Source organism: Citrobacter sp. Cpo100, assembly GCF_030332595.1.
In the GTDB taxonomy this organism is placed as follows: Bacteria; Pseudomonadota; Gammaproteobacteria; order Enterobacterales; family Enterobacteriaceae; genus Citrobacter; species Citrobacter portucalensis.
In genome coordinates this window covers 78,137-92,939 of record NZ_JAOWHM010000029.1, presented here as the reverse complement: position 1 = coordinate 92,939, position 14,803 = coordinate 78,137, and the positions used below count along the sequence as shown (strand labels likewise).

Here is a 14,803-nt window from a genome sequence, read left to right as displayed (position 1 = left end):
GGAGTTAGTCATGGTGAGTTTAGAGAAGAACGATCGTGTAATGTTGGCGCGCCAGCTGCCATTAAAATCTGTTGCCCTGATCCTGGCCGGTGGCCGCGGTACCCGCTTAAAAGATTTAACCAACAAACGTGCCAAACCTGCTGTGCACTTTGGCGGTAAGTTCCGCATTATCGATTTTGCCTTATCCAACTGTATTAACTCCGGGATCCGCCGTATTGGCGTGATCACCCAGTACCAGTCCCACACGCTGGTGCAGCATATTCAGCGCGGCTGGTCGTTCTTTAGCGAAGAGATGAACGAGTTTGTCGATCTGCTGCCTGCCCAGCAGAGAATGCAGGGTGAAAACTGGTATCGCGGTACGGCGGATGCGGTGACCCAAAACCTGGACATCATTCGACGCTATAAAGCGGAATATGTGGTGATCCTCGCGGGCGATCATATCTACAAGCAGGACTACTCACGCATGCTGATCGACCACGTCGAGAAAGGCGCGCGTTGCACCGTGGCCTGTATGCCAGTGCCTATTGAAGAGGCCAGCGCGTTTGGCGTAATGGACGTGGACGACACCGATAAAATTATCGAGTTCGTTGAAAAACCCGCCAACCCGCCAGCCATGCCAGGCGACCCGACCAAATCTCTTGCCAGTATGGGGATCTACGTTTTCAACGCCGATTATCTGTATGAATTGCTGGCGGAAGATGACCTCGATGAAAACTCCAGTCACGATTTCGGTAAAGACATTATCCCGAAAATCACCGAAGCTGGCATGGCGTATGCACATCCATTCCCGTTGTCCTGCGTGCAGTCTGACCCGGAATCCGAGCCGTACTGGCGTGACGTGGGTACGCTGGAAGCCTACTGGAAGGCGAACCTCGATCTGGCTTCGGTGACGCCTGAACTGGACATGTACGACCAGGACTGGCCAATCCGTACGCACATGGAATCGCTGCCACCGGCGAAATTTGTTCAGGACCGTTCCGGCAGCCACGGAATGACGCTGAACTCGCTGGTTTCTGGCGGATGCATAATTTCAGGTTCGGTGGTGGTGCAGTCCGTTCTGTTCCCGCGAGTGCGGGTGAATTCATTCTGTAACATTGATTCGGCAGTGTTGTTACCTGAAGTGTGGGTGGGACGTTCGTGCCGCTTACGTCGTTGCATTATCGACCGCGCCTGCGTTATTCCCGAAGGCATGGTGATTGGTGAAAACGCGGAAGAAGATGCGCGTCGTTTCTACCGTTCAGAGGAAGGTATTGTGCTGGTCACGCGTGAAATGCTACGCAAACTGCAGATCAAACAGGAGCGATAATGCAGGTTTTACACGTTTGTTCAGAGATGTTCCCCCTGTTAAAAACCGGGGGACTGGCGGATGTTATTGGGGCGTTACCCGCAGCGCAAATAGCGGACGGCGTGGATGCCCGCGTGCTGCTCCCGGCGTTTCCTGATATTCGTCGCGGCATTCCCGATGCGCAGGTTGTAACGCGTCGGGATACCTTCGCCGGACGTATCACACTGCTGTTCGGGCATTTCAACGGCGTGGGTATTTACCTGATTGACGCGCCGCATCTCTATGACCGCCCCGGTAGCCCGTATCACGACACTAACCTGTTTGCGTATACCGATAACGTGCAGCGTTTTGCATTGCTGGGCTGGGTTGGCTGTGAAATGGCCTGTGGCCTTGACCCATTCTGGCGCCCGGATGTGGTGCATGCGCACGACTGGCATGCGGGTCTGGCTCCGGCGTATCTGGCGGCGCGCGGCCATCCGGCGAAATCGGTGTTCACCGTCCACAACCTGGCGTATCAAGGCATGTTTTATGCAAAGCATATGGATGACATCCAATTGCCATGGTCGTTCTTTAATGTGCACGGACTGGAGTTTAACGGGCAGATTTCGTTTCTGAAGGCAGGGTTGTACTACGCCGACCACATTACGGCGGTCAGTCCGACCTACGCGCGGGAAATTACCGAGCCGCAGTTTGCCTACGGCATGGAAGGTCTGTTGCAGCAACGTCATCGCGAAGGCCGTCTTTCCGGCGTGCTGAACGGCGTTGATGAAAAAATCTGGAGCCCGGAAACCGATCTCCTGCTGGCATCGCGATATACGCGCGACACGCTGGAGGAGAAGGCAGAAAACAAACGTCAGCTTCAGATAGCGATGGGACTTAAGGTCAACGATAAAGTACCGCTGTTTGCCGTAGTCAGCCGCCTTACCAGTCAAAAAGGGCTGGATCTGGTGCTGGAAGCGCTGCCGGGGTTGTTAGAGCAGGGTGGACAGCTGGCATTGCTAGGCGCGGGCGATCCGGTATTACAGGAAGGATTCCTCGCCGCAGCGGCGGAACATCCAGGACAGGTGGGTGTGCAGATCGGCTATCACGAAGCCTTCTCGCACCGCATCATGGGTGGGGCCGATGTGATATTGGTTCCCAGCCGTTTTGAGCCGTGTGGCTTAACGCAGTTGTATGGACTGAAGTACGGCACGCTGCCGCTGGTGCGGCGCACCGGTGGGCTGGCTGATACAGTCTCTGACAGTTCGCTGGAAAACCTGGCGGACGGTATCGCCAGTGGGTTTGTATTTGAAGATAGTAATGCCTGGTCGCTGTTACGCGCGATCCGGCGTGCTTTCGTATTGTGGTCCCGGCCTTCGCTTTGGCGGTTTGTACAACGTCAGGCCATGACCATGGATTTTAGCTGGCAAGTCGCGGCGAAGTCATACCGTGAGCTTTACTATCGCTTGAAATAGATATCCAGGAATCACCTATATGAATGCTCCATTTACTTATGCATCGCCCACACTCAGCGTAGAGGCACTTAAGCATTCTATTGCCTATAAGCTGATGTTCACGATTGGTAAGGACCCGGTCATTGCCAATAAACATGAGTGGCTGAACGCCACGTTGTTCGCGGTGCGCGACCGTCTCGTGGAGCGCTGGCTGCGTTCTAACCGTGCGCAATTATCTCAGGAAACTCGTCAGGTCTATTACCTGTCTATGGAGTTTCTGATTGGCCGCACGCTTTCCAATGCACTGTTATCGCTGGGCATTTATGACGATGTCAAAAATGCGCTGGAAGGTATGGGGTTGGATCTTGAAGATCTGATCGACGAAGAAAACGACCCAGGTCTTGGCAATGGCGGTCTCGGGCGCCTGGCGGCCTGCTTCCTGGACTCTCTGGCAACGCTGGGATTGCCGGGACGCGGTTACGGTATTCGTTATGACTACGGCATGTTCAAGCAGAACATTGTTGATGGCCGCCAGAAAGAGTCGCCTGACTACTGGCTGGAATACGGTAACCCGTGGGAATTCAAACGGCACAACACGCGCTACAAAGTGCGTTTTGGCGGGCGCATTCAGCAGGAAGGTAAGAAAACGCGCTGGATAGAAACCGAAGAGATCCTCGCGGTCGCCTACGACCAGATTATCCCCGGCTACGACACCGACGCCACCAACACGCTGCGCCTGTGGAATGCCCAGGCCAGTAGCGAGATTAATCTCGGTAAATTTAACCAGGGCGACTACTTTGCGGCGGTGGAAGATAAAAACCACTCCGAGAACGTCTCCCGCGTACTGTACCCGGACGACTCCACCTATTCAGGACGCGAACTGCGGTTGCGCCAGGAGTATTTCCTGGTCTCCTCCACGGTGCAGGACATTCTGAGTCGTCATTACCAGCTGCACAAAACCTACGACAACCTGGCGGATAAAATCGCCATTCACCTCAACGACACCCATCCGGTGCTGTCGATCCCTGAGCTGATGCGACTGCTAATCGATGAGCATAAGTTCAGCTGGGATGATGCGTTTGAGGTCTGCTGTCAGGTCTTCTCGTATACCAACCACACTTTGATGAGCGAAGCGCTGGAGACCTGGCCCGTCGATATGCTGGGCAAAATTTTGCCGCGCCATCTGCAAATCATCTTTGAGATCAACGACTACTTCCTGAAGACGTTGCAGGAACAGTATCCGAACGATACCGCTCTGCTGGGGCGGACGTCGATTATCGATGAGTCTAACGGCCGTCGCGTGCGTATGGCATGGCTGGCGGTGGTGGTGAGCCACAAGGTAAACGGCGTTTCTGAATTGCACTCCAACCTGATGGTGCAGTCGCTGTTTGCTGATTTTGCGAAGATTTTCCCGACTCGCTTCTGCAACGTCACCAACGGCGTGACGCCGCGTCGCTGGCTGGCGCTGGCCAACCCGTCGCTCTCTGAAGTGCTGGATGAGAACATTGGCCGCACCTGGCGAACCGATCTCAGCCAGCTCAGTGAGCTTGAACAGCACTGCGATTACCCACTGGTAAATCAGGCGGTGCGCCGCGCGAAGCTGGAGAACAAAAAGCGTCTGGCCACGCTCATTGCCCAGCAGCTGAACGTGGTGGTGAACCCGAAATCGCTGTTTGATGTGCAGATCAAGCGTATTCACGAATACAAACGCCAGTTGATGAACGTGCTGCATGTGATCACCCGCTACAATCGCATTAAGGCCGATCCTGATGCTGAGTGGGTACCGCGTGTGAATATCTTCGCCGGTAAAGCGGCTTCGGCTTATTACATGGCGAAACACATCATTCACCTGATCAACGACGTCGCCAAAGTGATCAACAACGATCCGCAAATTGGCGACAAGCTGAAAGTGGTGTTTATCCCCAACTACAGCGTCAGCCTGGCGCAGGTGATTATTCCTGCCGCCGACCTTTCTGAACAGATTTCTCTGGCCGGGACCGAAGCCTCCGGTACCAGTAATATGAAATTTGCTCTTAACGGTGCGCTGACCATCGGGACGCTGGACGGTGCCAACGTTGAGATGCTGGAGCATGTGGGCGCAGAAAATATCTTTATCTTTGGTAATACGGCGGAAGAGGTCGAGGCTTTACGCAGCCAGGGCTACAAGCCGCGTGAGTATTACGAGAAAGACGAAGAGCTGCACCAGGTGCTGACGCAGATCGGCAGCGGCGTATTCAGCCCTGAGGAGCCGGGACGTTATCGCGACCTGGTGGATTCGCTGATTAACTTTGGTGACCACTATCAGGTTCTGGCGGATTATCGCAGCTACGTTGATTGCCAGGATAAGGTTGATGAACTGTATCGTCACCCGGAAGAGTGGACCACCAAATCGATGATTAATATCGCCAACATGGGGTACTTCTCGTCGGACAGGACGATCAAAGAGTACGCCGAAAACATCTGGCATATTGATTCGGTGCGGTTGTAACACACGATGCCGGGGGCGCTTCGCTTGCCCGGCCTACGTTTATGCACTCTTGTAGGCCGGATAAGGCGCTAGCCGCATCCGGCATTTTTATCAGGACGCCAGCGACAGCTGGTGTTTTTCAATGTACTCCGCCAGCCACTGGGTCATACGCGACTGCTGCTCAGCATTCAGCCACATACCTTCTTTCGTGCGACGCCACAACGCATCTTCCGCACGACGAACCCATTCATGATCGACCAGATATTTCAGCTCGGCCTCATAAAACTCATGGCCAAAGTCTTCACCTAACTCGGCAAGCGAGGTGGCTTCGCCGATAACCCATTCGGTGTTGCTGCCGTAGGTGCGAGAATAATGGCGTGCCAGCGACTCGGTAAGGAACGGGTAGCGACGGCGCAGTTTGGCCGCGTAATCTTCGCGATCGCCGCCAATGTCACCGCCTGGCAGAATGCACTCTTTCGTCCATGCCGGACCAATTCCTTGGTAGTACGATGCCAGTTTTTCCATCGCGTGCTCAGCCAGCTTACGATAGGTGGTCAGCTTACCGCCAAAGACCGACAGCAACGGCGCTTTGCCGTTTTCGTCGTGGATATCCAGCGTGTAATCACGGGTGATCGCCTGCGGTGAGTCAGACTCGTCATCGCACAGCGGACGCACGCCTGAGTAAGTCCAGACGATATCATCACGGCCCAGTTGCTTCTTAAAGTGCGCGTTGTAGACCTTCAGCAGGTAATTGATTTCGCTTTCATCAATTTTCACTGCTTTCGGATCGCCTTTGTATTCAACGTCTGTCGTCCCGATGATCGAGAATTCGTCCATCCATGGGATAACAAACACAATACGCTTATCTTCGTTTTGCAGAATATAAGCTTGCTTCTGGGTATGTACGCGCGGCACTACGATGTGGCTGCCTTTAATCAGGCGAATGCCGTACGGTGATGGCAGGTGCATACCGTCGTCGAAGAACTCTTTCACCCACGGACCGGTGGCGTTGACCAGGCCACGCGCCTGCCAGGTGTATTTTTTGCCGGTATCGATATCTTCAGCTTCAACAATCCACAAACCGTTTTCACGGCGAGCAGAAGTGGCGCGAGTGCGGGTTAATACTTCTCCGCCTTTACGTACAACCATTTGGGCGTTTGCCAAAACCAGTCGCGCATCGTCGACCCAGCAGTCAGAATATTCGAAACCGCGCACAATCTCAGGTTTCATTACGGAATCTGCACCAAAACGCAAACCGGTAGAACTTGGCAAACTAGTGCGTTTGCCCAGATGATCGTACATAAACAAACCAATGCGGATCATCCACGCCGGACGCAGATGCGGGCGGTGGGGCAGACGAAAGCGCATCGGGAAGGCGATATGCGGTGCCATTTTCAACAGCACTTCACGTTCGGCCAGCGCTTCGCTTACCAGACGAAATTCGTAGTGTTCCAGGTAGCGCAGGCCACCGTGGATGAGTTTGGAGCTAGCGGAAGAGGTGGCGCAGGCTAAATCCTGCGCTTCCAGCATCAGCACGGATAAACCGCGTCCAGCGGCATCTGCCGCGATACCGGCACCGTTGATGCCTCCACCTATCACAATCAGATCTTTGGTTTCCATGCTGGCCTCTCGCACTTTCGTTATAGCTCATTAATGTTCGTTATCGAGCATAATAGCAAAGAATCGCGCCATTGGTAACATCGGATAAACAATTTACAGTGATACATATAACATTATGGCGTTTAACTGCCGTCGGGACGTACACTAAGCAGTAACATGTCCGAAAAGCATCACCTGCCATATAAAGAAGAGAGAGCAATGGATCAGTTTGAATGTATTAATGTCGAAGAAGCGCATCAGAAGCTGCATCAGGGGAGCGCGGTGTTAGTGGATATCCGTGATCCGCAAAGCTATGCCATGGGTCATGCCCCGCAGGCGTTTCATCTGACGAACGACACGCTGGGGTCATTTATGCGCGAGCATGATTTCGACACCGCCGTGTTGGTGATGTGTTATCACGGAAACAGCAGTAAAGGTGCGGCGCAATATCTTCTTCAGCAAGGCTATGACGCGGTTTACAGCGTTGATGGCGGCTTCGACGCCTGGCATCGACATTTTCCGGCAGAAGTGGCATACGGTTCGTAAGCTAACAAAGATGCAGCCTGAAACGGGTAGGATATATATACTGTCCTCTTTTGTGTGGAATAAGCGACAGCAACCATGTTGATGATTACCTCTTTTGCTAACCCCCGCGTGGCGCAGGCATTTGTTGATTATATGGCGACACAGGGCGTTATCCTGACGATTCAACAACATCAGCAAACGGATGTCTGGCTGGCGGATGAGTCCCAAGCCGAGCGCGTGCATGCTGAACTGGCGCGATTTCTGGAGAATCCGGGCGATCCGCGCTACCTAGCGGCAAGCTGGCAGTCGGGTCAGACCGACAGCGGTCTGCACTACCAGCGTTATCCGTTCCTGGCCACATTGCGCGAACGCGCAGGCCCGGTAACCTGGTTCGTAATGGCCGCGTGTGTGCTGGTGTTTATCGCGATGAACGTGCTGGGCGACCAGGCGGTGATGCTTTGGCTGGCATGGCCGTTTGACCCTTCGCTGAAATTTGAATTCTGGCGTTATTTCACCCACGCTTTTATGCACTTCTCGCTGATGCATATTCTGTTCAACCTGTTGTGGTGGTGGTATCTCGGCGGTGCGGTTGAAAAGCGTCTGGGCAGTGGAAAACTGATTGTAATTACCGTGATCAGCGCCCTGTTGAGCGGCTATGTTCAGCAGAAATTTAGCGGCCCGTGGTTTGGTGGACTGTCTGGCGTGGTATATGCGCTGATGGGCTACGTGTGGTTGCGCGGCGAGCGCGATCCGCAAAGCGGTATTTTCCTGCAGCGTGGTTTGATTATCTTTGCTTTGATCTGGATTGTTGCCGGCTGGTTTGATCTATTCGGCATGTCGATGGCGAATGGCGCTCATATCGCCGGATTGGCAGTGGGTCTGGCAATGGCGTTTGCCGATACGATGAATGTGCGGAAACGAACTTTGTAGGCCGGATAAGCGTTAGCGCATCCGGCAAAATTTCAGGGAACACTAATGAAGCAAACACAACGACATGACGCGATCATCGAGCTGGTAAAAAAACAGGGATACGTCAGTACTGAAGAGCTGGTGGAGCATTTCTCCGTCAGCCCGCAGACGATTCGCCGCGATCTTAACGATCTGGCCGATCAGAACATGATTTTGCGCCATCACGGCGGCGCGGCGCTGCCATCCAGCTCGGTCAACACCCCGTGGCATGACCGTAAAGCGACGCAGACGGCGGAAAAAGAGCGCATTGCCCGCAAAGTTGCCACGCAGATCCCGAACGGCTCTACGCTGTTTATTGATATCGGAACCACGCCGGAAGCGGTGGCTCACGCGCTGCTTAATCACAGCAATTTACGCATTGTGACCAACAACCTCAATGTGGCGAACACGCTGATGGCGAAAGAGGATTTCCGCATAATCCTCGCTGGTGGTGAACTGCGTAGCCGCGACGGCGGTATTATGGGCGAAGCGACCCTCGACTTTATTTCTCAGTTCCGTCTGGACTTCGGCATCTTAGGGATCAGCGGCATCGACAGCGATGGTTCTCTGCTGGAGTTTGATTATCACGAAGTTCGTACCAAGCGCGCGATCATTGAGAATTCACGGCATGTGATGCTGGTGGTGGACCACTCGAAGTTTGGGCGTAACGCGATGGTGAATATGGGCAGCATCAGCATGGTGGATGCGGTGTATACCGACACGCTGCCGCCTGCTGGTGTGATGCAGGTGATTGCTGACCATCATATCCAGTTAGAGCTGTGCTAAGGTAATTCCAGGCCTGATAAGCGTTGCGTATCAGGCATTAACTAAACGCCGTACCCCATCATCTTCAGCAGCTTCTGCGCATGTTGCACCGCATCCTGGCGATGTGCGACGCCGAGCTTTTGGTACAAATTGCGGATGTGCGTCTTGATGGTCGTTGCCGCGACGGCCAGCTCTCCGGCGATCTGTTCGTTGCTGTAGCCCGAATAAATCAGTCCCAGAACCTGCCATTCGCGCTGGGTCAGCGGGCTGGTGCGGATAAGCTCCGGCACTTCCGGGTGAGTAAGCAGACGCTCAACGAATCCTTCATCGAAGTGGGCAAATTTATGGCGGTGGTGCTGGTTAATCTCACGCAAAATGCGCTGGGCGCGGTGCTGATCGAGTTCCGGTAAGGTATTGAGCTGAATCAACTGACGCAGTTGTTGCGCCATGGCCTCGCCTTCGATAACAAAGTGGCTGATAAACCCGGTACGGTTCGCCAGCTGTAGGGCGTCGAGTAACACACGCTGGGCGTCATTTTTGCGTCCTGCCTGCCAGTAGAGCTGATTAAGCAGCAACAGGTTGCGGTTCAGATCGCTCATCAGGCGCAGGTTGCGCGCATTTTCATTCAACTCTTCCAGCACAATCTCAGCCGGTTCAAACTCGCCGAGCAGGATTTGTGCACGAGCGATGTTGCGCCACTGGCTTTGCAGGAAGTGGTTATTGGCGAATTCTGGTTTCGGCGTGTGGCGCAGCCAGTTGGCGGCCGAGTTTTTGTCGCCCACCATTTGCCAGTAAATCACCCGCACCTTATCGGCGTTGGAGATCCAGTCGCTGTGATAGTGACCGTTACCCAGCAGGTTTTCCAGGCGGTTGAGCAGGCTGCGAGCGTTATCGAGATCGCCCCGTGCCAGTGAACACTGAACCAGCAACGCCAGACACTGTAGCTGTTGCTGCGGCTGGAAAGTGGAAAGCAGTTCAATACCGCTACGGGCAGAGGCTTCTGATTCGTCCAGACGCGCCCATGCCCACAGTAGTTGTGCGCGAATACGTACCAGGAATTCGTGCATCGGCAGCTGTTCCAGGTGCTGCTCTTTGATCAGCTGGAATGCTTTTTCCTGAGTTTCCCAGGCGGCCTGTAAAAAGCCCTGGGCAAACAAAATTTCGCTTTGCTGGATAAGACTCCACAGCGCGTAATGCCAGACGTCATGATGACGCGCCATTTGCTCGGTTTGCTGCATTAACGCCAAAGAGCGCGTGAGATCGCCCTTACAGTGCAGGACTTCGCCGTGCACCGAGGTGGCGACGATCCGGCTATAGAACCAGGCGATGGGCAACTCATCCAGCGCCAGTTTCGCCAGGCGTTCGGCTTCGTCAGGGTTGCCGTCGTTAATCGCTACCTGCGCCCGTAAAGCGTTGAATTCGGCGTGCAGTGTCGGCTCCATGTCGCCTTTCATTTCCTGCTCTGCGCGCGCCAGCAAGGTGTTAACCTCTCCGTAGCGGTGCTGGCTTTGCATCAGCCAGGCTTGCAACAGAACCAGACGCGGATTTTCCAGCAGGCTTTCCCACGGCAGGGCTTTCAGCGACTCTTCCAGTAACGTCAGCTCGCTATGGTTAAACAGTCCCCACGCATGATTAAGCAGGATATCGCGTAGCATATGGGCGTCGCCGGCCGCCAGCGCGTGGTGGATAGCTTCGCTGGGGAAGCCTTGCGCCATCCAGCTTTCAGCTGCGGCGCGGTGTATTTCGGGCAGTTCGTTCGCCAGCTCCCATTGGCAGCGCTGGCGTAAAAAGCTACCAAACAGCGGGTGATAACTGAACCACTCGCCAACGTCATCCATCCGTTGCAGGAATAACCCCTGGCGCTCAATTTCTTCCAGCCGCATCTGGCCGTTTTCTTCCCCGGTAACGCGGACGATCAGCGCATCGTTCATGGAACGCAGAATGGCGCTTTTCAGCAGGAAGTGACGGGTGCCGAGGTCGACGCTGTCCAGCACTTCATCAACCAGATAATCGGACAAATGGCTGGCGTTGATCCCCGCGAGGCGTCGTGCTGACTGGTGCGCGGAATGATTGTTCTGGCGGGCGGAAAGGGCGATCAGTTGTAATGCCGTGGCCCAGCCAGCAACGTCATCGCACATCCGGCTGCTTTCAGCCGCTTCGATGGGGGAGGACAAACGTCGGTCGAAAAATTGTTTGGCTTCCTGATGGTTAAAGGCCAGCTGTTGGCTGCCTATCTCCAGCAGTTGATCGCGTACCCGCAGGTTGGCAATACCCAACTGCGGCAGGTTGCGCGACAGCACGACCAGCGTGAGGTTCTCAGGCTGATGACGCAGGAAGAAACGCATCGCTTCGTGAATGGCCGGATTAGAGATCAGATGATAATCATCTACTACCAGGTAGAGCGGGCGGTGCCACTCGGCCAGTTCGATAAATAGCTGGGCAAACAGTGACGTCAGGCTGGCGTACTGACGTTTTTGCACCATCGCTTCGCTGGTGGTGCAGTGTCCACCGGTTGCCTGTTGGATAGCGGCGATCAGATAACTGGCAAAGCGCTCTTGCTGATTATCGCCCTCATCCAGAGAATACCAGCCTAAATCATTTTTCCCTGCCGCCCATTGTGAAACCAGCGTCGTTTTTCCATAACCAGCAGGACTTGTTATCAGGGCAAGCCTGAAATTGTTCGCGCCGGAAAGTTTAGCCAACAGGCGCTCACGAACCACCGTATGGTCGAGTCGAACCGGACGACTTAATTTAGACGGAATCAACATAAGTTAGTCACTTCACTGTGTGAAAATAGGGAAGAATGATTTTTTTTGCGCTTCGTAATTAATAGGTATAAGGTCGGCCAGATTGGTGTTTTATGCAAGCTAAGCGGACTTTTTGTGTGTCTGATTTTGCACTATGTCACAAATCTATACATCTATTGCAATAAATGCTTTAAAGAGTCGCAACAGGCGTGGCGACTGGATCCGTCGTTATTTTAACTGTGTTGAAAAATCCCTCTCTTTTTATATGGTTACTCAAATAGCTAATGAATATCACCGAATTTTGTGGCCGACTTAAAAGTTTTATGTGAACTATCTTATCCGGCACAGATATTTCAGGTTAGAAACTATTTCCCTATTTACACATTGTTTCTCATCGTCATATCGCTATTTGATATTGTCGATTAATCCTTTGTTACTAATGCGTCATCCGAAGAGCGTTATGCGGGGTTTGCGCGAATTTACGGGCAATTACCTCCCCTTTAAGTGGTGGTGATCACACTTTTATGCTCATCCCCGCTCCTCCTCCCTCCCTAATCCGTGCCAGGATGAGGAATGTCAACAACGAGCCAGGCAAACTAGCGATAACGTTGTTTTATTACCTAAGGATCTGGAACCCCTATGTCACAGCCTACTTTCAACAAAGATCAATTTCAGGCTGCCCTGACGCGTCAGTGGCAGCGCTTCGGTTTACTGTCGGCTCAAGAAATGACGTCGCGCCAGTGGTGGCAGGCAGTGAGTGGGGCGTTGGCTGAGTTACTCAGCGCCCAGCCTGCGGCGAAACCGGCAAAAAATCAGCGTCACGTTAACTACATCTCGATGGAGTTTTTGATTGGTCGCCTGACCGGCAACAATTTACTCAACCTCGGCTGGTATCAGGCGGTGAGCGATGAGCTGAAAGCGCATGACGTCAACCTGACTGATCTGCTGGAAGAAGAGATCGATCCGGCGTTGGGTAACGGTGGATTGGGACGCCTGGCGGCCTGCTTCCTTGATTCGATGGCGACAGTCGGCCAGTCGGCGACGGGCTATGGCCTCAACTACCAGTACGGCCTGTTCCGTCAGTCGTTTGCCGATGGCCAACAGATGGAAGCCCCGGATGACTGGCATCGTGGCAGCTACCCGTGGTTCCGTCACAACGAGGCGCTGGATGTGCAGGTTGGGATTGGCGGCAAGGTCACCAAAGAAGGGCACTGGGAGCCAGGGTTTACTATCACCGGCCAGGCCTGGGATCTGCCGGTTCTCGGTTACCGTAACGGCGTAGCGCAACCGCTGCGTCTGTGGCAGGCCAGCCATGCGCACCCGTTTAACCTGACCAAATTTAATGACGGCGATTTCCTGCGCGCAGAGCAGCAGGGCATCGACGCTGAAAAACTGACGAAAGTGCTGTACCCGAACGATAACCACACCGCGGGTAAAAAGCTGCGCCTGATGCAGCAGTACTTCCAGTGCGCCTGCTCCGTAGCCGACATTCTGCGCCGCCATCATCTGGCAGGGCGTAAGCTGCACGAACTGGCTGATTACGAAGTTATTCAACTTAACGATACTCACCCGACTATCGCGATCCCTGAACTGCTACGCGTGCTGATTGATGAGCACCAGATGAGCTGGGACGATGCGTGGGCGATTACCAGCAAGACCTTCGCTTACACCAACCACACCCTGATGCCGGAAGCGTTAGAGTGCTGGGATGAGAAACTGGTGAAAGCACTCCTGCCGCGCCACATGCAAATCATCAAAGAGATTAACGACCGCTTTAAGACGTTGGTTGATAAAACCTGGCCGGGTGATGCTGAAGTCTGGGCGAAGCTTGCAGTGGTGCACAATAAACAGGTGCGTATGGCCAACATGTGTGTGGTCAGCGGTTTTGCGGTCAACGGCGTGGCGGCGCTGCACTCCGATCTGGTGGTGAAAGATCTGTTCCCGGAATATCACCAGCTCTGGCCGAACAAATTCCATAACGTCACTAACGGGATTACTCCGCGTCGCTGGATTAAGCAATGCAACCCGGCGCTTGCCGCACTGCTGGATAAATCGCTGAAAAAAGAGTGGGCTAACGACCTCGACCAGCTGATTAACCTGGAAAAATACGCGGACGATGCGAAGTTCCGTCAGCAGTATCGTGACATCAAGCTGGCGAACAAAGAGCGTCTGGTGAAGTTTATTAAAGCGCGTACCGGTATTGAAATAACGACTAACGCTATCTTTGATATTCAGATTAAACGTCTTCATGAGTACAAGCGCCAGCACCTGAATCTGCTGCATATTCTGGCGTTGTACAAAGAAATCCGTGAGAACCCGCAGGCAGATCGCGTGCCGCGCGTATTCCTGTTTGGCGCAAAAGCTGCTCCGGGTTACTACCTGGCGAAAAATATCATCTTCGCCATCAACCAGGTTGCACAAACCATCAATAACGACCCGAAAGTCGGTGACAAGCTGAAGGTTGTCTTCCTGCCGGATTATTGTGTCTCGGCGGCGGAAATGCTGATCCCGGCGGCGGACATCTCTGAGCAGATTTCAACCGCAGGGAAAGAGGCTTCCGGCACCGGTAACATGAAGCTGGCGCTGAACGGTGCGTTAACCGTAGGTACGCTGGATGGCGCAAACGTCGAAATCGCCGAGAAGGTGGGTGACGAGAATATCTTTATCTTTGGTCATACCGTGGAAGAGGTGAAGGCGCTCAAAGCCAAAGGCTACGACCCGGTGAAATGGCGTAAAAAAGACAAAGTGCTGGATGCTGTCCTGAAAGAGCTGGAAAGCGGGAAATACAGCGATGGCGACAAGCATGCCTTTGACCAGATGCTGCACAGTATCGGCAAGCAGGGCGGGGACCCGTATCTGGTGATGGCGGACTTCGCGGCCTACGTTGAAGCTCAGAAGCAGGTTGACGTGTTGTATCGTGACCAGGACGCCTGGACCCGGGCGGCGATTCTGAATACCGCGCGTTGCGGCATGTTCAGCTCGGATCGCTCCATCCGCGATTATCAGGCTCGTATCTGGCAGGCGAAACGTTAAG

General features: G+C 53.9%; 9 protein-coding genes. 7 read left to right on the top strand and 2 right to left on the bottom strand.

The features are described from left to right. Window positions 1–10 precede the first annotated feature (10 nt). Genes glgC through glgP form a run of 3 tightly spaced genes read left to right on the top strand, consistent with a single transcriptional unit; the run spans window position 11 to window position 5,206 of the window. The gene (glgC, locus tag OGX96_RS05775; RefSeq protein ID WP_003827621.1) at window positions 11–1,306 is read left to right on the top strand and encodes a glucose-1-phosphate adenylyltransferase; all 1,296 of its coding nucleotides are present in this window, start codon (window positions 11–13) and stop codon (window positions 1,304–1,306) included. Then, a complete protein-coding gene (glgA, locus tag OGX96_RS05770; protein WP_003827622.1) occupies window positions 1,306–2,739 on the top strand; it encodes a glycogen synthase GlgA in 1,434 nt (477 codons plus the stop codon). The genes glgC and glgA overlap by 1 nt, the downstream gene beginning before the upstream one ends. Before the next feature lie 19 nt (window positions 2,740–2,758). Further along, window positions 2,759–5,206, top strand: a complete 2,448-nt coding sequence (glgP, locus tag OGX96_RS05765; protein WP_003827624.1) for a glycogen phosphorylase — start codon at window positions 2,759–2,761, stop codon at window positions 5,204–5,206. A gap of 90 nt (window positions 5,207–5,296) precedes the next feature. On the opposite strand, the gene glpD is transcribed toward glgP, so the two are convergent. Continuing rightward, window positions 5,297–6,805 carry a glycerol-3-phosphate dehydrogenase gene (gene glpD, locus OGX96_RS05760; RefSeq protein WP_008786343.1) on the bottom strand — a complete coding sequence of 503 codons (1,509 nt, stop codon included), beginning with the start codon at window positions 6,803–6,805 and terminating at the stop codon, window positions 5,297–5,299. A 198-nt stretch (window positions 6,806–7,003) separates the two neighbouring features. Between glpD and glpE the strand changes: the two genes are divergently transcribed. The 3 genes from glpE (at window position 7,004) to OGX96_RS05745 (ending at window position 9,043) form a co-directional block, all read left to right on the top strand. Next, window positions 7,004–7,330, top strand: a complete 327-nt coding sequence (gene glpE, locus OGX96_RS05755) for a thiosulfate sulfurtransferase GlpE (protein WP_003827629.1) — start codon at window positions 7,004–7,006, stop codon at window positions 7,328–7,330. Between the two features lie 75 nt (window positions 7,331–7,405). Then, window positions 7,406–8,239 (top strand): rhomboid family intramembrane serine protease GlpG, encoded by an 834-nt coding sequence (glpG, locus tag OGX96_RS05750; protein WP_103284628.1) that lies wholly within the window; start codon window positions 7,406–7,408, stop codon window positions 8,237–8,239. A gap of 45 nt (window positions 8,240–8,284) precedes the next feature. Then, on the top strand, window positions 8,285–9,043 hold the full coding sequence (locus tag OGX96_RS05745) for a DeoR/GlpR family transcriptional regulator (protein WP_003023499.1): 759 nt from the start codon (window positions 8,285–8,287) through the stop codon (window positions 9,041–9,043). Between the two features lie 41 nt (window positions 9,044–9,084). Here the strand turns inward: OGX96_RS05745 and malT are convergent, their stop codons facing one another. After that, window positions 9,085–11,790, bottom strand: a complete 2,706-nt coding sequence (malT, locus tag OGX96_RS05740; protein WP_003827634.1) for an HTH-type transcriptional regulator MalT — start codon at window positions 11,788–11,790, stop codon at window positions 9,085–9,087. Window positions 11,791–12,408: 618 nt separating this feature from the next. Between malT and malP the strand changes: the two genes are divergently transcribed. Further along, the gene (malP, locus tag OGX96_RS05735) at window positions 12,409–14,802 is read left to right on the top strand and encodes a maltodextrin phosphorylase (protein WP_103284630.1); all 2,394 of its coding nucleotides are present in this window, start codon (window positions 12,409–12,411) and stop codon (window positions 14,800–14,802) included. Window position 14,803: the final 1 nt, after the last annotated feature.